Source organism: Nocardia brasiliensis IFM 10847, assembly GCF_000710915.1.
GTDB lineage: Bacteria > Actinomycetota > Actinomycetes > Mycobacteriales > Mycobacteriaceae > Nocardia > Nocardia brasiliensis_A.
In genome coordinates this window covers 1-20,907 of sequence record NZ_BAUA01000015.1, presented here as the reverse complement: position 1 = coordinate 20,907, position 20,907 = coordinate 1, and the positions used below count along the sequence as shown (strand labels likewise).

Here is a 20,907-nt window from a genome sequence, read left to right as displayed (position 1 = left end):
GGTCCGGCCTCGGCGAATGCCGAACTGCTACTTCTCGATTCCCTCGAAGTCGAACAACCCGTTCCAGGCCAGCTCGGCCTTCTTGACGTTCTCCGACCGGCCTGCGGCGGCCTGATAGTCGAACATCGGGATATCGGCCATGTCCTTGAACAACAGCGTCTGCGCCTGCGCGACGATCTTGTAGGACTCCTCCTGCGTCGACGCGGCCAACGCATCGTTGAGCAGTTTGTCGAACTCGGGGTTGTTGTAGTTGACGTTGTTGGTGTCGGAGAAGCTGTAGTACATCGCGCTGAGGAACTGCAGCATCGTCGGGTAGTCACCCTGCCAGCCGTACCGGAACGCCTTGTTGATGGTCTTGGCGTTGATCAGGTCCCGGATGGTCTTGAACGTCGGATACGGGGTGCCGACGGCCTCGATGCCGAGGGTGTTCTTGATGCTGTTCGCCGTGGCCTCGACCCAGCCCTGGTGGCCGCCGTCGGAGTTGTAGGCGATCTCGTACGTGCCCGACCACGGCGAGATGGCGTCGGCCTGCGCCCACAGCTTCTTGGCCTCGGTCGGGTCGTACCGCAACACCTCGGAACCGGGCAGGTCGCCCTTGAAACCGGGCAGCGTGCTCGCGGTGAAGTCCCGCGCCGGAATCCGGGTGCCGTGGAAGATGTTCTGCGAGATCTGTTCCCGGTTGATCGCCATCGACAACGCCTTGCGCCGCAGCACTCCTTCCTCGCCGCCGAAGTGCGGCACCGAGGTCTGGATGCCGATGGACGCCTTGTACGCGATCGGCTTGGTGATCGCGCGATCGCCGAGGTCCTGCTTGTAGGTGCCCATCGCGCTGTCCGGGATCACGTCGAGGGTGTCGAGGTTGCCCGCCTGCAGGTCCGCGTACGCCGTGTCGAACGACTGGTACATCACGAAGCGCAGACCGTCGTTCTTGGCCGGGCGGCCACCCTTGTACTCCGGGTTGGGTACCAGATCGATCTGCACGTTGTGCTGCCACGCGGTGTCGCTGGCGAACTTGTACGGGCCGTTGCCGATCGGGTGCTCGCCGAACGCCTTCATGTCCTTGAACGCCACCTCCGGCAGCGGGTAGAACGGCGCGTAACCGAGCTCGGTCTCGAAGTCGATCGAGGGCGATTCGAGTTCCACGGTGAACGTCCGATCATCGATCACCTTCAGCCCGGACATCGTCTTGACCGTCGGGTTCTCCGCCGACACGTCTTTGAAGCCCTTGATCGGATTGAACACGTAGCTCTGCAGCTGTGCGTTGGTGCTGAGCGCGCCGTAGTTCCAGGCGTCGACATACGACTTCGCGGTGACCGGGGTGCCGTCGCTGAATTTCCAGTCCGGCTTCAGGGTGATCTTGTAGTTCTTCCGGTCGGTCGTCTCGATCTTGTCGGCGACCTCGTTGTGCGCCTTGCCGTCGGCGTCGTAGTACTTCAACCCGGCCCACAAACGGTCGACCACGCGACCGCCCATGTTCTCGTTGGTGTTCGTGGGCACCAGCGGGTTCTGCGGCTCCCCGGCATTGGTGGTCACGATGCTCGAATCCGCACCGCCGTCCGACGAACATGCGGTCGCCCCGAGGCTTGTGGCCATCAGTGCCGCCGCGAGCAGCGCACCAGCTCTTGTGAATCTCACGCGTTCTCCCGATTCATAACCGGTCTTCGAGACACACCCGAACACGACGGAACTCCCCGTGCCCGATCCCGACAACCTTGGAATGTCCTCGGACACTAAACCTTCCGCGCCCGGTTGTCATGGGATCTACCGATGATCAGACCCGCGCCCGGCCACCGGGGCTCACGCGCGGCTCTCGATACTCTCCTTGACCTTGGCGATGGCGAAGCCCCAGGCCTGATCCAGCGTGGGCTTGGGCGGCACGGAGATCTCGTCGGGGTTGGTGACTATGTCGAGCAGCACCGGCTTGCGCTGCTGCAGCGCCTCCGCGATCGCCCCGTCGAGCTCGTCCGGGTCGGTGACCCGGCGCGACTGCAATCCCATCGCCTGCGCGACCGCGGCGATATCGGGGTTGTCCAGCACGGTGCCGAACTCGGGCAGGCCGCCTTCCTCCTGCTCGAGTTTGACCATGCCGAGCCGGCCGTTGTTGAACACCACCGCGGTGAACGGGAGGTCGTAGGTGACGGCCGTGCGCAGGTCACCGAGCAGCATCAGCAGTCCGCCGTCGCCGCAGAAGGCGACGACCTGCCGGTCACGATCGAGCATCTGCGCCCCGAGGGCCTGCGGCATCGCGTTGGCCATGGATCCGAAATTGAACGAACCGAGCAGCCGGCGCGAGCCGCGCATGGTGAGAAACCGGGACAGCCACACCGTCGACATGCCCGTGTCCGAGGTGAAGATCGCGTCGTCGGACGCGTGCTTGTTCACCGCGGCGGCGACCGCCTCGGGGCGGATCAGCTCGTCCGGGTTGTCCAGGTGACGCCGGATCCGACCCAGGAATTTCCGGTCGTGCTTCGGCTCGGCCAGCCGCAGCTGGCTTTCCATCCAGCTTTGATAGTGCGACTGTGCCTTCGACAGGTGCTTGTCCGACTTCTTGGCGTCCAGCTTCGGGAGCAGCTCGCGCAACGCCGGGCCCGCATGGCCGACCATCGCGACGTCGACCGCGGTGCGCCGGCCGATGTGCTCCAGCCGCGCGTCGAGTTGGATGACCGTCTTGCCGGTGGGATACCAGTCGCGATACGGGAAGTCGGTGCCGACCAGGAACAGCACGTCGCAGTCCTCGAGCGCCGCGTTGGCGGCCGGATTGCCGATCAACCCCGTCTGCCCGACGGCGTACGGATTGTCGTCCTCGAGGCCCTCTTTCGCTTTGATCGTCAGCACCATGGGCGCGTTGAGCTTTCCCGCCAGCTCCAGCGCCTCGGCGCGCGCTTGCCTGGCCCCGATCCCGACCAGCAAGGTCACCTTCTCCGCCTGGTTCAGCGTTTCCGCGGCCTGGCGCAGCTCATCGGGGCCGGGCACGATCGTGCGATCGCGGGCGACGAACCGCGGGCGGGCGTCGGGATCGGCGAGCTTCAGTCCGCCGATGTCACCCGGAATCGTCAGCACGGCGACGCCCTGGCGCGAGACGGCGGCGTTCACCGCCTGCTCGAGCAGCCGCGGCATCTGCTCCGCGGTGGTTACCGTCGCGGTGAACTCGGCGACGTCGCGGAAGACGGAGTCGTTGTCGACCTCTTGGAAATACTCGCTGCCGATCTCGGCGGTGGGCACCTGACCGCAGATCGCCAGCACGGGCGCGTGCGATTTCTTCGCGTCGTAGAGCCCGCCGAGCAGGTGGATCGACCCTGGTCCGACCGTACCCATACACACTCCGATCGTGCCGGTGAGCTGGGCTTGCGCCCCCGCGGCGTAGGCGGCGACCTCCTCGTGGCGCACCCCGATCCACTCCACCCGATCGTCGCGCCGGATCGCGTCGGTGATCGGGTTGAGCGCGTCGCCGACGACACCCCAGACGTGGGTGACGCCCTCCTCGGCCAGTGCGCTGACAATCATTTCCGCGATCGTGGTCATACCTCGGCTCCTCTGCGATCTGTCGTCTTTCTCGGCCTCGTTACCTCGTCTTTCGGCGGACTACCCGGCTACCAGCACACCATGCCGGGTAGCGAGGTGAACCACATTGCGGTCACGTCCGCCGTTTGTCCCGGACCGTGCGGGGTAGCCCCGACGCATGCTCCGCCGAAGTCATGCCGAGCGCGATCGAGCCGATCTCGGCCGTGCACACGCGGAAAGGGAGTCCTCATGGTTGCCGAACAGATCATCGACCTAGCCGCCCGAGGTACCCCGGTCAGCGCCTGGTCGCCTTGGCGGCAGCGTCATCATGAGCTCTCCCTGGTGGGTTGGCGGCATCTGGTCGTGGTCGCGCCACATCCCGACGACGAGGTGCTCGGGGTCGGCGGGCTGATCGCGCTGGCACGCGCGCAAGGTCTGCCGGTCACCGTCGTCACGGTCACCGACGGCGAAGGCTCCCATCCCGGCTCGCCCACCTACTCGCCCGCCGAGCTCGCGGACCTGCGCGCGTTGGAATCACGGCGCGCGGCAGCGGAATTGGGCGTCGACGCGCCGCTCCAGTTAGGCGTCGAAGACGGCAAGGTGGCCACCGCGGAGGAGGCGGTCACCGATGCCCTCACCGGCGTGCTCGCCGACTGCGGGCGCTCCGGCGTGTGGTGCGCGACGACGTGGCGCCACGACGGGCACCCCGACCACGAGGCGGTGGGCCGCGCCGCCGCTGCGGCCTGCGCCGATTCGCCTACCCGGCTGCTGGAATTCCCGATCTGGATGTGGCACTGGGCGACTCCCGAACATCCCGTGGTGCCCAGCAGCCGGGCCCGCACCTTGACCCTCCCCGCCCCGGCGGTCGAGGCCAAATTGCGCGCCATCGCGCAGTTCCGCAGCCAGATCCTGCCGATCTCGGAACATCCCGCCGATCAGGCCGTGCTGCCGCCGCACGCGCTCGACCGGTTCACCGGCACCACCGAAACGTTCTTCGTCTGAGCTTCACTGGCTCGGCGCCATCAGCCGCCGCATGAAATAGGTGTATTGCAGGGCGCTCATCTGCGCCTGCTCATCGATCGTGGTACCCGCGCCGTGGCCGCCCTGGGTCGCCTCGTAGAAGAGGTACGGGTTGCCGAGTTCGGCGAGCCGAGCGGCGAACTTGCGCGCGTGCTGCGGTCCGACCCGGTCGTCCTTGGTGGTGGTCCAGATGAACGGCTCGGGATAGCGCACCCCGGAACGCAATTGGCGATACGGCGAGATGGATTCGAGGAACGCGCGCTGCGCCGGGTCGGCGACACTGCCGTATTCGCCCACCCAGGAAGCCCCCGCGGCGATTTTCTCGTAGCGCACCATGTCGAGCAGAGGCACCTGAATGCCCACCGCCTGCCACATGTCCGGGTGCTGAGTGAGCTCGACACCCATCAGCAGCCCGCCGTTCGAACCACCCAGAATGCCGAGATGCCTTGGCGCGGTGATGTTCCTGGCGATCAAGTCCTTGCCGACCGCGGCGAAGTCGTCGAAGGCCCGCTGACGGTTGGTGGTCAGCGCCGCCTCGTGCCAGGCGGGTCCGAATTCACCGCCGCCGCGGATGTTGGCCACTACGAAAGCGCCGCCCCGCGCCAGCCACAGCCTGCCGAGAACGCCGTCATAGGTAGGGGTTTGCGAGATCTCGAAACCGCCGTAGCCGTACATGATCGTGGGCGTGCTGCTGTCGAAACGCAGATCGGCGGCGTGCACGATGAAGTACGGCACCTCGGTGCCGTCGGGCGAGACGGCCTTGTGCTGTTCGACCACGTAGCGGGATGAATCGAACCTGGGCGGTGTGGATTTCACCGGTTGCGCCTGCCCGCTCACGGTGTCCAGCCGCCACACGGTGGTCGGATCCAGAAAAGACGTCACCGACAGATACGCGGCACTGCCCTTCACGTCCGCGTCCACCGTCGCGATCGCGGCGTTGTCCGGCAACGGAACCGGGGCTGCCGACCAGGAACCGTCCGGCTGCGGGGTGTACACGGCGGCGCGGCCGCGCACGTCGTTCATCGAGGTGACGACCAGCCGATCGCGGGTGGCGAGCACACCCTCGGCGGTCTCGGCGGGACCCGGCACGTACACCGGGGTGGCGCGTAGCCGCTGCGGATCTGCCACCATCTCGTCGGCGTTGAGCGACACCAGCGACCCCGCACGGAAAGTCGCGCCTGCGATCGTCCAGTCCTGCCGCACGGTCAGCACGATCCGGTCGCCGACCCGGCCGGCGAAGTCCGACTTCGGGGGCAGCGCTAGGGCGGCCGTGCCCGACTCGGTGAGCAGGGTGAAGCCGCGTTCGAAGAACGACGGTGAGCGCTGAACTACGTTGATTCTGTTGCCGTTTCCGTCACTCAGCAGCAGCGGCGCGGTCGCCAGAGCGTCCGTCTTCGCGCCACGCACCACCTCCGTCGCGTCCGCGAGCGGTCGGCCCCGCACCACCTTCTTGACGATGTACGGATAACCCGACGTGGTCACCTCACCCGGCTGCCATTCCCGCGACACCAGCAGGGTGTCGTCACCGGACCAGGCGACGTTCTGTTTGCTGCGTGGCAGGACGAACCCGTCGGCCACGAATTGACCTGTGGTCACGTCGAATTCGCGAATCGTGACCGCGTCCTCGCCGCCGTCGGACAGGCTGATCAGGCAGCGCGTCCCGCTCGCCGACTCGCAGTCGGCGCCCTTCCAGACCCAGTTCGCGCCCTCCGTCCTCGCCAGCGCGTCCAGATCGAGCAGGCTGGTCCAATTCGGTTGCACCGACTCGTAATCGGCGACCGAGGTGACCCGCCAGATCCCCCGTGTGTGCGCGGGGTCCTGCCAGAAGTTGGCGATCCGCCCGTCCACGAGCCGCGGCATCGGCAGACGGTCGGGCGCGTTCCCGAGTTCCTTTGCCGTGGCGAGATTCTCGGCGTAGCGCGGATCCCGCTCCAGGACGCCGAGCGTCTTCTCGTTCTCCGCCGCCACCCAGCTGCGCGCCCGCGCACCGTCCAGCTCTTCCAGCCACAGGAACGGGTCGTCCGGCGCCGCGTCCCGCCCACCACACGCGGCCACCGTCAGCATCGCGCACACTGCCGCGGCGAGCCTGGTCATACCTCGAACGCCCACGCCACTCATGCTTCTCCCTGCGGATCACACTTCGCTGCACCGACCGAGCTGTCCCGGGCAGCCTACCGAAACGTCCCATGAGCGGCTTGACCTCGAGTGCGGTCGAGGTTTCAGACTGTCGGGTATGACGACGTGGATCTGTGATGGGTGCGGGCTCGAACACGCGAATACTGTTGCGCCGCCGCCGGACAACGGCTGCGTGTTCGCCAGCGACGCGGTGAGCATCGAGGAGCGCGGCGACCTCGGACCGCACGGGCATTGGACGACGCATGCGGAACTCGCGCGGCAACCGCACGAGGTGGAACAGCGCGACCACGGGCGCGGACTGCACAGCCTGCGCCGCACACCGCGATTCGCGATCGGCCACTGGTCGTTCGTCGCGCAGACGCCGCACGGCAATCTGCTCTGGGACCCACCCGCCTACATCGACGACGACATCGTCGAGCGGGTCCGCGCGCTCGGCGGCGTCGCGGTGGTCGCCACCAGCCACCCGCACATGTTCGCCGCGCAGGTCAGCTGGAGTCACGCCTTCGGCGAGGTGCCGGTCTTGATCAACGCGCTCGACCGCGAGTGGGTGCCGCGTCCGGACCCGGTGCTCGAGTACTGGACCGATCGCATCGAACCGTTGCCCGGCCTCGAACTGATCCACGTCGGCGGTCACATGCGTGGCAGCTCCGTCGCCCGCACCGCCGACGGCACCCTGCTCACCGGCGACACCGTCAGCGGCAGCCTCGCGCCCGGCTGGGTGACGTTCCAGCGCAACTTCCCCAAGCATGTGCCGCTCTCGCCCGCCGTCGTGCGGCGCATCGTCGACCGGCTGGACCAGTTCGAGTACGACCGTCTCTACACGCTGGGCGGCGACACCGTGGACCAGGACGCCAAACAGGCCGTGCACCGCTCCGCGGAGCGCCATATCCGCTGGGTCAGCGGCGAATTCGACCACCTGACCTGACCCGCCCACGCGGCCTGCGGGCCGGCCGGGGCCGGCTACGCGAGCGCGAAGCGGAGCAGGGCCTGCTTGTCGCCCTGCTTGATCTTGCCCTTGCGGTTGAGCACTTCCAGCTGCCAGTTCGCACCGTTGCGGAACGCCCGGGCGACGGCGTTCGCGTTGTCCGCGCCGAGCAGTGACGGCCAGATGTCGGCGACCTGCTGGCTGCTGCCGCCGCTCGCGTCGTACACCTTGAAGCTGATGTTGTTGGCCTTCTCGAAGGAACTGCCCTTCTTGAACGCCGCGGCGACGAACACGATCGCGTCGATGCCGCCCGGCACGTCCGCGAACGTCACGTGCACCGTCTCGTCGTCGCCGGTGGCGGCGCCGGTCTGCTCGTCCCCGGAGTGCAGTACCGAGCCGTTGCCGAGCGGGTCCAGCGAATCGAGTCCGGCGAAGCGAACCGGCTCGCTGCCCTGCATCAGGATGGCGATCAAATCGAGGTCGACGCCGCGCTTACGCCGCGCCCAGCCCAGTGCGCCGCCGCTGGTGCCCCCGGAAGGATCCCAGCTCACGCCGACACTCAGCTTGGTGACACCGGCAAGATCTGCGGCGCCGTCTTCTTTCTTGAGCGTGATCATAGGCTTCAGACTAGCGGCGGTTTCGTAAATCCAAGGGGGCGATAAAGTCTCGTTCCGGCTGCGGACAGCTCAACGAAAAGGTTTGATACGCATCGGCTCTCAATGGCCGGCTATTTACAACAGCGATCCCACGAGAGTTCGGTAGAGGTATGGCCGATCCGCTGAAAGAACAGGAACTCGCCGCACGCGCAATGGAGCTGGTGCGCGCGGCCGCCGGACCGTATCTCGACAGCCTGCCGCAACGCCTGGTGCACGACGGCACCGCCGATCCGCTGATCGATGAACTCACCGGTCCGCTGCCCGAGCACGGCGACGGCACCCTGGCCGCTGTCGAACAATTGCTGCGCGTCGGCACCGAGGCGGCGGTACACAGCGCCGGACCGCGCTTCTTCCACCTCGTAGTGGGCGGGGCGACGCCCGCCGCGCTCGCCGGGGACTGGATAACCACGCTGCTGGACCAGAATGCGGGCCTCTGGGTCACTTCCCCGTTGGCCGCACGCACCGAAACCGTGGTGCTCGGGTGGCTCAAAGACCTTTTCGGCCTGCCCGCGGACTTCGGCGCGGTACTCACGCCGAGCGCCACCTTCGCCAATCTCACCGGGCTCGCCGCGGCCCGCTACTGGTGGGCCGGACGGCACGGGCACGACGTGGTCGCCCAGGGTTTGGCGGGACTGCCGCGGATGCCGGTGTTCACCAGCGGTCTCGTGCACGCCAGCACCCGTAAGGCGCTGCAGATCCTCGGTTGCGGCCGGGATACGCTGCGCACCTTCGTCCGTGACGACGCGGGACGGCTGGACCCGCGGGCGTTGGAGCGAGCACTGGTCGAACTCGACGGGGCACCCGCCGTGCTCGTCGGCAATCTCGGCGAGGTGAACGCGGGCGATTGCGATCCGCTCGCGGACCTCGCCGAACTCGCCGAGAAGTACCGCGCCTGGTTCCACGTCGACGGCGCGTTCGGGCTGTTCGCCACCGTGTCACCACGCACCGCACACCTCGCCGCGGGAGTGGAGCGGGCCGACTCGATCACCGCCGATGGACACAAATGGCTCAATGTGCCGCAGGAGAGCGGCTTCTCGTTCGTCAAGGACAAGTCCGTGCTCGGCAAGACCTTCGGCAGTTGGGGCGCGGACTACCTGCCGACCCTCGACGACGAACAGCTCAGCTACAACATGCACGGCCCCGAATCCTCCCGCCGTGCACGCGCGTTCCCGATCTGGGCCACGCTGCGCGCCTACGGCAGAACCGGGTATCGGGAGATGATCGAACGGCACCTCGACGTGGCCGCGCACCTCGGCCAGGTGGTCGACGCGGCGGCCGACTTCGAGCTGCTGGCTCCGGTGCAGTTGTGCGTCACCTGTTTCCGCTACCGGCCACCCGGCGTCGCCGAAGCCGACCTGGACGATCTCAATGCCCGGCTCGGCGCAGCCGTCCTCGCGGACGGACGGGTCTACGTGGGCACCACCAAATACCGTGGTGTGACGGCGCTGCGCCCGACTTTCGTCAACTGGCGCATCACCGAGCCCGAAGCCGATCTGCTGATCGAGGTGATCCGCGAGCTGGGACCCACGCTATGACCGGCGAATCGCGCTGCCGCTCTGCGCTGTTCGCCGAGACTCAAACGAGGAACTGGAGTGCCGACGGCTCACCCCGGTGCAGCGCGTCGGCGTGCGCGGCGACATTGAGTCCGTCGCTGAGAGTGGCTCCCGCAGCCAATTTCGCGACGAGCCCGGCCTCGGCCTCTTTGACCGCCGCGGCGTCGTCGAGCAGCGTCTCGATGCGGTCCGGGGCGACCACGATGACGCCCTCCTCGTCGGCGAGGATCAGATCACCGGGCACCACCGGCACGCCGCCGCAGGTCACCGGGATCTGCAACTCGCCGAGTTCGGTTGTGCTGCCTGCCATCGGGGTGACGAAGCGGCTGTAGATCGGCAGCGGGCAGGACCGGACGTAGGCGATATCGCGGTACCCGCCGTCGACGACGATGCCACCGAGCTGACGGACGAGCGCACCCCGCGCGAACAGCTCACCGGCGAAGGCGATCTCGCTGCCGCCGCCGTCGACGACCAGCACATCGCCGGGCGCCGCGGCCTCGATCGCCCGGAGCACCGCGAAGAAGTCGCCGGTGCATCGGACCGTGAACGCGGGACCGAAGATCCGCACGCCGCCCGAGCGCGGCCGAATCGCACTGTCCAGCACCCGCGTCGATTTGTCGGCATCACACAGCGCGGTGGTATCGACGGCACGGAATTTCTCGACAAGCTGGTCGGCCGGCATCGGTACCGCCCCTTCGAGGGTAGGAATATGCAATTGACCTGACCTTACCCCGGCCGGGACGCGGCTACGGAAACCCCAGTGGTTCTTGCATATTGATGGTGTAGACCTCCCCGAGATACCAGAACAAGACCCCGGTCGCGGGTTCCGCCTCGTCGACCACGCAATATTCGAGCCCGGTGAGCAGGATGGACCGTCGCTCGGTCAGGCACTGCACCGGCCCCCGCGTTTGGTCGTACATCCCCGCAACCGCGAACCGCTGTCCCGATATCGCAATTGTCTTGGGCCCGTTCCACAGCCAATCCGGCCTGCCGAAAACGTACCAGTAGCAACCGAACGCGAAAGTGGCGGCGACAATGACGGTAGCCAGCAATCCTCGGGCCATGTTCGCCATCTCGCACCTTTCCCCGGGTCATGGATTCGCGCAAACAACTGGTTCGAGACGACGCCGGGAGATCATACGACGGGCACCGGCGCGATCCGCGTCGCCGAACCGTCGCGCAGGTCGGATCGGCGTGCTGCGCCGGGTACGCGCGCTCAGCCCGGGGCGAAGGCGCGCAGCACCGCGTCGACCAGGGCGTCGGCGAACGCCGCGTCGAGCGGGCCGGAGCGCATCAGCCAGCGCTGGGTGATCGGCGCGTACAGCAGGTCGAGAATCAGCTCGAGGTCGGCGTCCGCCGGTAGCTGCCCCGCCTGCTGGGCGCTGCGCAGCCGATCCAGCTTCGCCGCTTTGATCGGCTGCTCCATCCGGTCCCGATAGGTCCGTGCCAGCTCCGGATCGTTGATGATCTCGAGGTTGAGCGCACGAATCGGGGCCTCGAACGCCGGGTCGGCGAACTCGGCGACCGTGGCGCGCAACACCGTTCGCAGATCCGCCGCCAGATCACCGGTGTCCGGCAACGCGATATCGCCGTCCGCGCCCTCGCTCAGCGCGGCCAGCGCGTCGAAAACCACCGCCCCTTTCGACGGCCACCACCGATAGATCGTCTGCTTCCCCACTCCCGCCCGCGCCGCGATCGCCTCGATCGACAACTTCCCGTACCCGACCTCCGAGATCAGCTCGTACGTCGCGGTCAGAATCGCACTCCGCGACCGCTCACTCCGCCGCCCCGGATCCGGCCCACCAGCTCCCGCCATCCCCCCACCCTACAGCGAAACGAGACGGTCCGTCTTGTTTTGGGCGTGCTCAGGACAGGGATTCGAGGGCGTTCTGCAGGCGGTCGAGGGCGGTGGCTATCCACGGGAGGGCGGTGGGGTCGGTGCTGGCCAGGGCTTGACGACGTTGGTCGGGGGTGCTGCCGTAGAGGAGGCTCGTCGCGGCGCGGAAGCGTAGTGCAGTGGGGGTGTCGCCGAAATGCGCGCCGGCCAGGACGCCGATGCCGAAATCGTCGAGCAGGTGATCGGCCAGGGCGACACCGGTTTCGATGCCGCGGCGCGACAGGGCGGGCCGGAGGCTTTCCAGATCCGGGTAGAGATAGAAGCCGGCCTGCGGTGCGCGGCAAGCGATTCCGGCCTTGGTGAAGATCGTGTGGGCGGTGGTGGCGACGGCGGCGTGCAGTCGCCGGCTGGCCACGATGCGCTCGGTCACCACTGTCGGCGCCTCGAAGACGAAGGTCGCCGCCGCCTGCATGGGGCCGGACAGGCAGGACCAGATTTCGCTGCCGAGGCCGCCGATCCGTTGCGCCAGTTGCTGTCCGGCGCGATTGGGTGGCGTGCGAAGGTATCCGATACGCCAGCCGCCGAGAGCCATCGACTTGCTCAGGCCGCCGGTCACGATGGTGCGCTGCGGCAACAGCAGAGCCGGACTGCACGATGTCGCAGGGTCATACGCGAGATCACGATAGATCTCGTCGCAGAGGATCGTCAGCCCGTGCCGATCGGCGATCTCGCACACCCGCCCCATGATGGCCGCGCCGGCCACCGTTCCCGTGGGATTGTCCGGCACGGTCAGGATGAGTATCCGCGGATCGGCGCCCTCGGCACGGGCGCTCGCGAGCGCCGCCTCGAGCAGGTCGGGGTCCGGCACACCACCCACCTCGCGGGGAATCGGCACCCCGATGGCACGCTTGCCGATCACCCCGATCTGCGCCGGATAGCTCACCCACGACGGAATCGGCAGCACGACATCGCCGGGCAGCACCGCGAGCGCGGCGAACAGCAACGCCTTGCTCCCCGGCGCGAGCAGCACCTGCTCGGGACTCGTCGGCAGCCCGCCTCGCGAGAGATACCCTGCGGCGGCCGTCCGCGCGGGCATGGTCCCGGCCACGGGCGTATACGAATTCGCCGTCGCCCCTTCGGCCAGTGCCGCAGCGACTTCCGGCAGTACCGGCAGACCGGCTTCGCCGAACCCGAGGTGCAGGATGTCGTCGCCGGCCGCCCGCCGGGCATTGATCTTCTCGTTCAGGGCCAACGTGGCGGAGGGCGCAACGATCGCGTCCATCAGGCGTCCGCGATGGGCAGTCGGTATTCCCGGCGCACGCTGGTGCCGAGTTTGCCGATGTGCGCGCCGTAGATGTGGATCGAAATCACCGTTGTCGTACCGGTATTGCGTACCAGATGGATATCTCCGGGCGGCGCGAAACCCACCGCCGTGCCTGCCGCATTGGTCGCATCGGCCACCACTACCAGCCGTGCGCTCGGTCCCGCACCGCGCAGCTCGTACCGCTGTTCGGTCTCGGTGCCCTCGTAAACGCCTGCGACGCACCAGGCCACGTGATCATGGATCGGGGTCTGCTGTCCCGGCCGCCAGACGATGGCCACCACGGAGAAGCTGCCGTCGTCCTCGGTGTGCACCAGGTGCTGCCGGTACCGCTGGGGATCACCCTCACAGTACTGCTCGGGCAGCAGACCCGGCTGCCGCAAGAAGGGCTCGAGCCGTTCGGCGACGAGCCGGGCCGCCTCGGCGGGTGGGCGTTCGAGCAGCACGACTTCCCTTACCGCGCAGACGAGATCGGCGAGCTGTGGCGTGCTGGGTGCGGCTGTGCTGGTCGTCATACGGACCAGGATGCGACCGGCGGACCGGTGCGGTCCACTTAGACAATTTTGCCGATACCAAAGGATCACTTATGGATGGAACAGGGCCGCACACAACAGGTTTCATGTCAGAGTCATCGCGTTGGCGGCACACTGGATGGCTTCCATCATCAGCTGAGTGACCGGGATCTTCTGATGACCGGACAGCGTGTACGCCGCCACGGTGCGCGAGTCCGCGGGAATCACCGGGCGGCTGATCACCTTCGGATGCCGGATGAACGACTGCACCATGCTCGGCATCACCGCGACCCCCGTGCCCTCCGCCACCAGGCTCTGCACCGCGAGATTGTCGTCGGTGGTGAAATCGATGTGCGGTTCGAAACCCGCGGTCGCACACGATTCGATGAAATGGCTTCGGCAGCGCACACATCCCGCGATCCAGCGTTCTTCGGCCAGCTGCGCCAGCTCGACCGTGCGACGCCGGGCCAGCGCGTGCCCGCGCGGCAGCAGCACGATCAGCGGGTCGTCGAGCAGCGAAACCTTGTACAGGTCATCGAATTCCGGCTGTTCACCCGCGTCATAGGTGAACGCGAGGGTGATATCGCAGTCGCCGCGCCGCAACGCCTCCACCGATTCGGGCGGCTCCGCATCGAACATCTCGATCCGGATGCCCGGATGCCGCGATTTGATCGAGGCCACCGCCGACGGAACGAGCGTCGCGCACGCACTGGGGAACGCACAGACCCGGACTCGCCCGGACTTGAGCCGGGTGATCGCCGTCATCTGCTGCTGCGCCGCCGAGATCGTGCCGAGAATCCCGGCCGCGTGCCTGGCCAGGATCTCGCCCGCGTCGGTCAGCCGCAAACCCCGCCCGACCCGGACGAACAGCGGCGTGCCCACCGAGCGTTCGAGCGCCTTCATCTGCTGGCTGATCGCGGGCTGCGTGTAACCGAGATGCCGCGCCGCCGCAGCGAATGAACCGGTCCGTACGACCTCGTCGAAAACCCGAATGTGCCGTGAGTCGAACATGGCCAAGAATAAGCATCGCTTTGCCCCCCAGAGCAATCCATGCAGGCCGGCCGCTACGACCTCGCTCTCATCGCAGCCAGGCCGAAGTAGCCGAGCACACCGAACGCGGGAGCGACCCACCACGGCCACGCCGGGTACGGCCAAGCACCGCTACTGCCGAACGCTTGTGGCAGTTCGGCTTTCATCGCAGGCTCCGATCGTGCGGTGACTGTTCCCACGTCCATGGTGGCAACCGTCACCGCACCTCGGTATCAGCCGTTCAGCCGACCCTTACGGAGCGATCCGGTGGCACAACCAGGCGAGCGAGAGGGGGTAGCGGTAGTCGATCCCGCCGTGCCCCGCGTCGAACAGCTCGAACTGGATGATGTCCGCGGGCACGTCGGCGGCGAGCAACGCGGCGCGGAACGCCTGCCCGCCGATGTCGAGGTACCACTCGTCCCTGGTGCCGCCATCGATCCAGATCCCACGCAGACCCCGCAGGGCCTCAGCGTATTTCGGGACCATGCGGACGGGATCCCAGTCCAGCCAACGCTCCCACGCCGCGGCGTCGAGCACCCCCGTCACCGGATCGAAAGGCAGATCCACCGTGCCGTCTTCGCGCGCGGAGAAGCAGGCCGACACACCCAGCAAGCCGAGCAGGTCGTCGTCCTCCGGTTTGGTGAAGGCGACGCGGGACCGGAAGTCGTCCCACCAGCGTTGGATGTCCCCGTCATAGGCGCGCAGATGCCGCACCGCCTTGGCGAACTCCGGGATATAGCAGAACTCGTAGAGCGCGTCGCCGGCATGGGTGGCCAACGCGCCGAACAGATCCGGCCGCAGCATCGGCGTGATCATCGCGCCGAAGCCACCGCTCGACTTGCCCGTGATGGCCCGATGCGCCGCGCTCGGCAAGGTCCGATAGTGGGCGTCGACCCACGGCACCACTTCGTCGCACAGGTAGGTGTGGTACTTGCCGGTGCCGGGCGAGTCGACGAATTGGCTACCGCCGTAAGCGGTCCAGGCGTCGACGAACACCACGATGGCCGGTGGCGCCGCGCCGTCGGCGAACACCCGGTCGGCCGTCTCCGGGAACGGCCGCCGGAACGGCTGCCGGTTGCGCCACATGGTGACGTCTCCCGTATAACCCTGGATCACATAGACCGCTGGATAACGCCGCTGCGGCTCGTCGTCGTAACCCGGTGGCAGATAGACCAGCACCGGCCGCTCATGCGGGTCACCCAGCGGATTCCCTTGCAACACAGTGCTGTTGATCACCGATTCATCGATTCGTCCGGCCAGCTCAGTGGACCACGGCAGCATTCGACCTCCCAATGGAATACCTGCGTTACTTCCGATCAGAACCGTACTGCCGCCGCCGCACGAGCACACCGCAACGCGGAAACCAGTGGCAGTACGCCACTTCAGCGGCGCGGGCGAAGTCGGTTGGCGGCCGCCAGCACCGGCCCGCCCGCCACCGTGACGGCCGCGCCCAGCCGGGTGTCGGTGGCCAAGATCCACCGCACCGTTTTCATCGCCATGATCAGTACTTCGCTGCCGCGCAGCCGCATGCCCGCCTCGAAATCGCTGACCGCCACAGCCAGGTGCACAGTCCCGGCGGCAACCGCACCGAGTTGCTCGACCAGGCTCGCGGCATCGCGAATGGCCGCTCCGGCACCCATCCCGGCTGTCGGCGGCGTCGCGTGCACGGCGTCGCCGAGCGCCGTGATCGGCCCGGCCGGCCACGGCGCGAGGTCCCGCGCCCGCGTCGACGCCGCGTTGAACCGGAACGCGGCGACACTATCCGGATCAGCACGGGCCACGACCTCGAGCGTCCGCTCACACCACCCGTGGCGCCGGAACCGGTCCAGCAGCGCGGTCCGCACCGCGACACCACGCGCGTTCCGGATCGAGTCGGTGGCCGCCGACTCGGGAAACATCGCTCCCCAGATGTAGGTCGGCCCCGTCGTGATCGCGGCCCGAAGCTCTGAAGCGTCTAGTACGGCATTGCCCACCGGATCGAGATAGCCGACGTAGAGCGCCGAACCGCGCGGCCCCACCGCCAGCCCGGAGCGCGGTCCGAGCCGGAGCTGTTCAGCGGCACCGAGGTCAGCTACCGAGGTCCGTCCGGAAAAGCCGATGACACCGGCTGGCGAGTTCGTGGGGCGACCGGCGAGCCGGCCGGCCACCAGCGAGTGCGCGCCGTCCGCACCGACCAGCAGGTCGCCCGCGACCGGCGGCTCGTCGGCGAAATTCGCCAGCGGTCTGCCGTCCGCACCGAGACCGACCCCGGTGACGGATCGGCCCAGCCGCAGGTCCGCGCCGACCGCGTCGGCCAGTACCGTCCGCAAGGTGATGCGGTCGATGTCCACGCTCGGGTCGTCGCCGAGATCCCGGCCGTGGCCGAGCAACCGCCCACGCCGGTCCCACATCGCGTCTCGTTCGCGCAGCCGCAGCGCCGAAGCCGACGCCAGCACGCGCTCGAAGACCTCCGGCGCGACCAAGCCGCGCAGCGCCGCCTGCGCCCTGCCGTCCAGCGTGATGTGATAGCCGCCGGTCGCCGCCACATCGGTATCCCGTTCGTAGACAACCACTTCGAACCCATTCCTCCGCAGACCGGCGGCCAGCGCCAACCCACCGATCCCGCCGCCCACGACGATGATGCGCATCCTGTTTCCGCTCCTCTACCTGCTGCCGGGCAACCTCGGAACCGACGATCTCACCGGTACCGGCCATCGAGTGGCCACAATGGTGCGGTGGCCGATACCTCCCGGCGCGCACTGCGCCTGCTGTCCCTGCTCGCGGCCCGCCGCCGGTGGTCGCTGGACGAACTGGTCGCGCAACTCGACGTCAGCGCACGCACCGTCCGGCGCGATATCGAAACCCTCCGATCACTCGACTACCCGATCACGACCGTGCGCGGTCCCGCGGGCGGCTACGAATTGGGCAGCGGCCACACGTTGCCGCCGCTACTGTTCGACGACGAGCAGGCCTTGGCCGTCGCGGTCGCGCTACAGACCGCGCCGAGCACGGTTTTCGGCCTCGGTGCCGACGCCGCTCGGGCACTGAAGACACTCGAACAGGTGATGCCCAACCGCCTGCGCACCGCGATGGAGTCGCTGAAACTCACCAGACTTCAGAACTATTGGGAATTTCCGGCCCCGCCCATCGCCGCTGATGCGCTGAAAGTCGTCGGCAGCGCGGTTCGCACACACCACCTGCTGGTCGTCGAAGCGCTACGCCCCGACGGCTCGCGCCCGCACCCCCGCGACCGAGACTTCACGCCCCCGCGTCGTATCGAGCCACATCATCTCGTGGTCTGGGCCGGCCGGTGGTACCTCGTCGCCTACCACCCCGCCGACAGCACCTGGCGCGTACACCGCGTCGACCGACTCCACCTGCGCACACCCCCCGGCCTCTCCTTCACCCCCAGAGAGCTCCCCGGCAACGACGTCGCCCACTTCGTCATGACCAGCCACAACCGCGGCGACACCCCCGCCACCTGGGAATGCCTCGGATCCGCGCGCCTCGACCTGCCCGCCGAAACCGTAGCCCGTTGGGCGCCGGGCGGTTCCGTCGTCGAACACCTCGACCCCCGCCACTGCCGCCTCACCCTCGGCGCATGGTCCTGGGCAGGTATCGCCGGCATCCTCGCCACCTTCGACACCGAACTCAGCGAGGTGGAGCCGCCGGAGTTGGTCGCAGCGTGTCAGCGGCTTGCGCAGCGGTGGAGGGCGATTGGGACCTAGTCTGGTCATCCACCCGCCCACGAGCGGACATGTTACGTGGTTCCGGGATCACCGCCGCCGCGCCGCTTGTCATAAGCATTACGCAGCGCACCTCCGGCCAACTTCGCCACCCGCTGCGCCTGCTGCCCCCGATCCGACGCGATCACCTGCCGCACCGCCGCACCGGTGCGACGACCGGCCTGCTGACCCAGCGCCACCACCCGCTGCGCCTGTTCGGATTCCCGCACCTGCCGGACGCGCTCGTCCTCGGCAAGCCGAGCCGCACTATCCTTGGCCGTAGCAGCGGCCCCCTGCGCCTTATCCAAACCTGTTCGCGCACTACGCATCCCGCGCTGCACAGCCGCACTGTCCCGGGCCGTCTCCCACGATCGCCGATACAGACCCGCCCGCACCACCGCAGTGCCGCAAAGCCGGTCGATCACCGAACGCCGCTTCCCTGTAAACGTCGGAACTGCATTGGCGATCAACACTCCGACCGCGATGAGCCACAACACCAGCGAGAGTGCGAACTTCCCTGCCAGCAAGGCAAAGCAGGCTACGGAGTACAACCCGACTCACCCTACTGTCCAGGCATCAACGTGACCTCTTATCACCTCGAGCCAACGCGATCAGCCGAGCTAAAGTACGTCGGCATGTCCGTGACGACGGCACCAACTCACCAGATACCTAGCGTGCAGGCCACACCAGCGATATACCGTAGCTAAGGTCAATGAGAGATCTGGGTCATGCTCACCTCGAAGGCGGATTATCGGACCCAAGTAAGTACTGGCCACCTTGTTGGCCGTGTTGACACCTACTTGAGCTGCCCGCGCGAGCGAAATCGCATCACTGGCACGACCGGCTGCGATGGCACCAGCAAGACGGCCGGCAGTTTCCCCACGTTGCCCTCGGAACAACTCGAACAATGGCGGCGGGTCGGCGTCCGGGCGTTCTTGCAGCATGCTGCGACCAATCGCGGCTTCGCGAACCGCACTCAGCAACGAAGGTACACCGTTCGACTTCTGATAGAGCCCCACGACCTGTGGGTGTCGCGCCGCTTCTTGCAGGAATTCTTCCTCTAGCGAGACCCCCTGGGCGGCAACTACAACCGGCGCCAGCCGGTCAGTCGCGATAAGCATGTTCACCACGTCGAGGCCGTCGAAAGCGAACTCAAGACCAGGGTTGTTCCATACGAGATCACTGACGACAACATCGAACCGAACCGTGTCAGCGATCGCTTCGTGTAGAGATTTCGGCTCGGTTGCCACGAACACCGCCGCGTCCGGCGCCAACTGAGACAGCGCCAGTGCGACGGCCTCCCCCGCAGGGGACGCTACAAGAATCCTCATACCACCAGCCATCACTCAATATTGCCCGACCCTAGCCCAGTAAGCAACATCTTGCTCAGATCTTCGTGTCTAAGGCTAAATCGTGCTCATCGATAGTGCAGATGGGTTACTAGTTGCCCTCTCAGTTGCTCCCCAGGTGATGGCAAGCGGCTGAGACTGTGCGAAAATCGCACTATGGGCGCGGACTTTAAGTGGGCCGAGATCGGCGATCGCGTACGCGAGAGTCGACTCGCTGCTGGCATGTCGCAAGGTGACCTTGCGCAACAGATCGGCCTGGAGCGTAGCAAAGTCGCCAAAATCGAGTCAGGCTCACGCCAGATAAATGCGATAGAGTTGACCCGTTTGGCGTCCGCCCTCCGAGTGCCTCTGAGCCATTTTCTATATCCACAGCCGCAGGTCGTATCGCAACGAGCTCACCTGGTGGATGATACCAACTCGGATACCGCGCGTCGAACTTATCAAATGCTGTCGAAGCTGTCCGCCTGGCTGAGAGATGTACGACAGCTGATAGATCTCGGCGTGCTCGAGCCTCCCCGCTTGCTTTCCTACACTAATGCAACGCTGAACGCCCAGGCCGGTCGTCACGCTGCACAATGGGCCCGCAACGAACTTCAGCTCGGGCACTCACCGATCGAAACTCTCATGAAGACTTGCGAAGGCGCTGGTCAGTTCGTTTTGGTTGTCGATTTACCAGGCGAGGGGGCTTCTCTCATTGACGACGATGTGGCGGTCGCTGTCGTCAGCGGACAACTGGAGCCAGGCCGCCGCCGAACGACAGCAGCCCATGAGCTGGGACATCTCGTGCTCGGAGACGAATACTCAAGCGATCTCGGAGTCGCCGCGTCACGCAGCGAACGCGAAGAAGTAATCGAATCATTCGCAGCGGAACTATTACTGCCCGTTGCCGCAATAAAATACGCACCCGAGTCCATACATCTACGCGATTACATCATCAAACTGGCAGCAACGTATCGGACGTCATGGTCCCTGGCCGTACGTCAGGCGTCAGTCGCTGGACTGATCTCCCCTGACGAGGTGTGGCGCTGGTCTGCGCAACCACCGACGCGCGCAGAGTTGATGGAAGCTGTCGGATGGGCACCGCAGCCAGACCTCGAACAGGTAAGGGTACCTCCGAGCTTTGCGCATGCAGTGGTGAAGGCGTGGAAAGAGGACCTCATCACTACAGCTCGCGCAGTAGAACTGATGCATGGCCAAGTAAAGGCGGAGGACCTTGGCGATCAACCGGATTGCGAGATTGAGCCGTGACAAACCGCTCTTTCAGCTTAGTGTTTGACGCCATGTGTTTGAATCACTTCGCCTTGATTGACCGGCTGGATGTCCTTAGAGAACTACTGACAGCACATAACTGTTACACAACAGAA

Annotated in this window: 19 protein-coding genes; 5 read left to right on the top strand and 14 right to left on the bottom strand. The window is 66.7% G+C overall.

Annotated elements, in window-relative coordinates:
• Positions 1-27 precede the first annotated feature (27 nt).
• Both NBRGI_RS03565 and NBRGI_RS03560 read right to left on the bottom strand, forming a co-directional pair.
• The gene (locus NBRGI_RS03565) at positions 28-1,593 is read right to left on the bottom strand and encodes a peptide ABC transporter substrate-binding protein (protein WP_029892810.1); all 1,566 of its coding nucleotides are present in this window, start codon (positions 1,591-1,593) and stop codon (positions 28-30) included.
• Positions 1,594-1,797: 204 nt separating this feature from the next.
• The gene (locus tag NBRGI_RS03560; protein WP_029892809.1) at positions 1,798-3,522 is read right to left on the bottom strand and encodes a thiamine pyrophosphate-dependent enzyme; all 1,725 of its coding nucleotides are present in this window, start codon (positions 3,520-3,522) and stop codon (positions 1,798-1,800) included.
• A 228-nt stretch (positions 3,523-3,750) separates the two neighbouring features.
• Here NBRGI_RS03560 and NBRGI_RS03555 point away from each other — a divergent pair, with 228 nt between their 5' ends.
• On the top strand, positions 3,751-4,503 hold the full coding sequence (locus tag NBRGI_RS03555; RefSeq protein WP_029892808.1) for a PIG-L deacetylase family protein: 753 nt from the start codon (positions 3,751-3,753) through the stop codon (positions 4,501-4,503).
• A gap of 3 nt (positions 4,504-4,506) precedes the next feature.
• Here NBRGI_RS03555 and NBRGI_RS03550 read toward each other — a convergent pair whose 3' ends face one another.
• The gene (locus NBRGI_RS03550; RefSeq protein ID WP_036557302.1) at positions 4,507-6,639 is read right to left on the bottom strand and encodes a prolyl oligopeptidase family serine peptidase; all 2,133 of its coding nucleotides are present in this window, start codon (positions 6,637-6,639) and stop codon (positions 4,507-4,509) included.
• A 115-nt stretch (positions 6,640-6,754) separates the two neighbouring features.
• Between NBRGI_RS03550 and NBRGI_RS03545 the strand changes: the two genes are divergently transcribed.
• Positions 6,755-7,582: a hypothetical protein gene (locus NBRGI_RS03545; RefSeq protein WP_029892806.1), complete on the top strand. Its 828-nt coding sequence runs from the start codon at positions 6,755-6,757 to the stop codon at positions 7,580-7,582.
• A gap of 35 nt (positions 7,583-7,617) precedes the next feature.
• On the opposite strand, the gene NBRGI_RS03540 is transcribed toward NBRGI_RS03545, so the two are convergent.
• The gene (locus NBRGI_RS03540; RefSeq protein WP_014987608.1) at positions 7,618-8,199 is read right to left on the bottom strand and encodes a TerD family protein; all 582 of its coding nucleotides are present in this window, start codon (positions 8,197-8,199) and stop codon (positions 7,618-7,620) included.
• A gap of 149 nt (positions 8,200-8,348) precedes the next feature.
• Here NBRGI_RS03540 and NBRGI_RS03535 point away from each other — a divergent pair, with 149 nt between their 5' ends.
• Entirely contained in the window at positions 8,349-9,773 is a 1,425-nt protein-coding gene (locus NBRGI_RS03535; RefSeq protein ID WP_029892805.1) for a pyridoxal phosphate-dependent decarboxylase family protein, read from the top strand.
• A 40-nt stretch (positions 9,774-9,813) separates the two neighbouring features.
• Here NBRGI_RS03535 and NBRGI_RS03530 read toward each other — a convergent pair whose 3' ends face one another.
• The 8 genes from NBRGI_RS03530 to NBRGI_RS03495 form a co-directional block, all read right to left on the bottom strand.
• Positions 9,814-10,473: an RraA family protein gene (locus NBRGI_RS03530; protein ID WP_029892804.1), complete on the bottom strand. Its 660-nt coding sequence runs from the start codon at positions 10,471-10,473 to the stop codon at positions 9,814-9,816.
• Positions 10,474-10,537: 64 nt separating this feature from the next.
• Entirely contained in the window at positions 10,538-10,864 is a 327-nt protein-coding gene (locus NBRGI_RS03525; protein ID WP_029892803.1) for a hypothetical protein, read from the bottom strand.
• Between the two features lie 143 nt (positions 10,865-11,007).
• Positions 11,008-11,607 (bottom strand): TetR/AcrR family transcriptional regulator, encoded by a 600-nt coding sequence (locus NBRGI_RS03520; protein WP_029892802.1) that lies wholly within the window; start codon positions 11,605-11,607, stop codon positions 11,008-11,010.
• A gap of 49 nt (positions 11,608-11,656) precedes the next feature.
• Positions 11,657-12,910, bottom strand: coding sequence for a pyridoxal phosphate-dependent aminotransferase (locus NBRGI_RS03515; RefSeq protein WP_029892801.1), 1,254 nt, complete (start codon positions 12,908-12,910; stop codon positions 11,657-11,659).
• A complete protein-coding gene (locus tag NBRGI_RS03510; RefSeq protein ID WP_029892800.1) occupies positions 12,910-13,464 on the bottom strand; it encodes a cysteine dioxygenase family protein in 555 nt (184 codons plus the stop codon). The genes NBRGI_RS03515 and NBRGI_RS03510 overlap by 1 nt, the downstream gene beginning before the upstream one ends.
• Before the next feature lie 102 nt (positions 13,465-13,566).
• Positions 13,567-14,472 carry a LysR family transcriptional regulator gene (locus tag NBRGI_RS03505; protein WP_029892799.1) on the bottom strand — a complete coding sequence of 302 codons (906 nt, stop codon included), beginning with the start codon at positions 14,470-14,472 and terminating at the stop codon, positions 13,567-13,569.
• 270 nt (positions 14,473-14,742) lie between these two features.
• A complete protein-coding gene (locus NBRGI_RS03500) occupies positions 14,743-15,771 on the bottom strand; it encodes an alpha/beta hydrolase (RefSeq protein WP_029892798.1) in 1,029 nt (342 codons plus the stop codon).
• 101 nt (positions 15,772-15,872) lie between these two features.
• Entirely contained in the window at positions 15,873-17,117 is a 1,245-nt protein-coding gene (locus tag NBRGI_RS03495) for an FAD-dependent oxidoreductase (RefSeq protein WP_029892797.1), read from the bottom strand.
• Between the two features lie 87 nt (positions 17,118-17,204).
• On the opposite strand from NBRGI_RS03495, the gene NBRGI_RS03490 reads away from it, so the two are divergent.
• Entirely contained in the window at positions 17,205-18,197 is a 993-nt protein-coding gene (locus NBRGI_RS03490; protein WP_029892796.1) for a helix-turn-helix transcriptional regulator, read from the top strand.
• Positions 18,198-18,229: 32 nt separating this feature from the next.
• On the opposite strand, the gene NBRGI_RS03485 is transcribed toward NBRGI_RS03490, so the two are convergent.
• A complete protein-coding gene (locus NBRGI_RS03485) occupies positions 18,230-18,523 on the bottom strand; it encodes a hypothetical protein (protein WP_148310675.1) in 294 nt (97 codons plus the stop codon).
• A gap of 291 nt (positions 18,524-18,814) precedes the next feature.
• Positions 18,815-19,537, bottom strand: a complete 723-nt coding sequence (locus NBRGI_RS46095) for a response regulator (protein ID WP_081877910.1) — start codon at positions 19,535-19,537, stop codon at positions 18,815-18,817.
• Positions 19,538-19,699: 162 nt separating this feature from the next.
• Here NBRGI_RS46095 and NBRGI_RS46090 point away from each other — a divergent pair, with 162 nt between their 5' ends.
• Positions 19,700-20,791: a helix-turn-helix domain-containing protein gene (locus tag NBRGI_RS46090; RefSeq protein ID WP_081877909.1), complete on the top strand. Its 1,092-nt coding sequence runs from the start codon at positions 19,700-19,702 to the stop codon at positions 20,789-20,791.
• Positions 20,792-20,907: the final 116 nt, after the last annotated feature.

Coding starts and splice junctions, on each gene's coding strand:
- NBRGI_RS03565 (WP_029892810.1), bottom strand. CDS start 1,593: ATGGCCACAAGCCTCGGGGCGACCGCATGTTCGTCGGACGGCGGTGCG.
- NBRGI_RS03560 (WP_029892809.1), bottom strand. CDS start 3,522: ATGACCACGATCGCGGAAATGATTGTCAGCGCACTGGCCGAGGAGGGC.
- NBRGI_RS03555 (WP_029892808.1), top strand. CDS start 3,751: ATGGTTGCCGAACAGATCATCGACCTAGCCGCCCGAGGTACCCCGGTC.
- NBRGI_RS03550 (WP_036557302.1), bottom strand. CDS start 6,639: ATGAGTGGCGTGGGCGTTCGAGGTATGACCAGGCTCGCCGCGGCAGTG.
- NBRGI_RS03545 (WP_029892806.1), top strand. CDS start 6,755: ATGACGACGTGGATCTGTGATGGGTGCGGGCTCGAACACGCGAATACT.
- NBRGI_RS03540 (WP_014987608.1), bottom strand. CDS start 8,199: ATGATCACGCTCAAGAAAGAAGACGGCGCCGCAGATCTTGCCGGTGTC.
- NBRGI_RS03535 (WP_029892805.1), top strand. CDS start 8,349: ATGGCCGATCCGCTGAAAGAACAGGAACTCGCCGCACGCGCAATGGAG.
- NBRGI_RS03530 (WP_029892804.1), bottom strand. CDS start 10,473: ATGCCGGCCGACCAGCTTGTCGAGAAATTCCGTGCCGTCGATACCACC.
- NBRGI_RS03525 (WP_029892803.1), bottom strand. CDS start 10,864: ATGGCGAACATGGCCCGAGGATTGCTGGCTACCGTCATTGTCGCCGCC.
- NBRGI_RS03520 (WP_029892802.1), bottom strand. CDS start 11,607: ATGGCGGGAGCTGGTGGGCCGGATCCGGGGCGGCGGAGTGAGCGGTCG.
- NBRGI_RS03515 (WP_029892801.1), bottom strand. CDS start 12,910: ATGGACGCGATCGTTGCGCCCTCCGCCACGTTGGCCCTGAACGAGAAG.
- NBRGI_RS03510 (WP_029892800.1), bottom strand. CDS start 13,464: ATGACGACCAGCACAGCCGCACCCAGCACGCCACAGCTCGCCGATCTC.
- NBRGI_RS03505 (WP_029892799.1), bottom strand. CDS start 14,472: ATGTTCGACTCACGGCACATTCGGGTTTTCGACGAGGTCGTACGGACC.
- NBRGI_RS03500 (WP_029892798.1), bottom strand. CDS start 15,771: ATGCTGCCGTGGTCCACTGAGCTGGCCGGACGAATCGATGAATCGGTG.
- NBRGI_RS03495 (WP_029892797.1), bottom strand. CDS start 17,117: ATGCGCATCATCGTCGTGGGCGGCGGGATCGGTGGGTTGGCGCTGGCC.
- NBRGI_RS03485 (WP_148310675.1), bottom strand. CDS start 18,523: ATGCGTAGTGCGCGAACAGGTTTGGATAAGGCGCAGGGGGCCGCTGCT.
- NBRGI_RS46095 (WP_081877910.1), bottom strand. CDS start 19,537: ATGGCTGGTGGTATGAGGATTCTTGTAGCGTCCCCTGCGGGGGAGGCC.
- NBRGI_RS46090 (WP_081877909.1), top strand. CDS start 19,700: ATGGGCGCGGACTTTAAGTGGGCCGAGATCGGCGATCGCGTACGCGAG.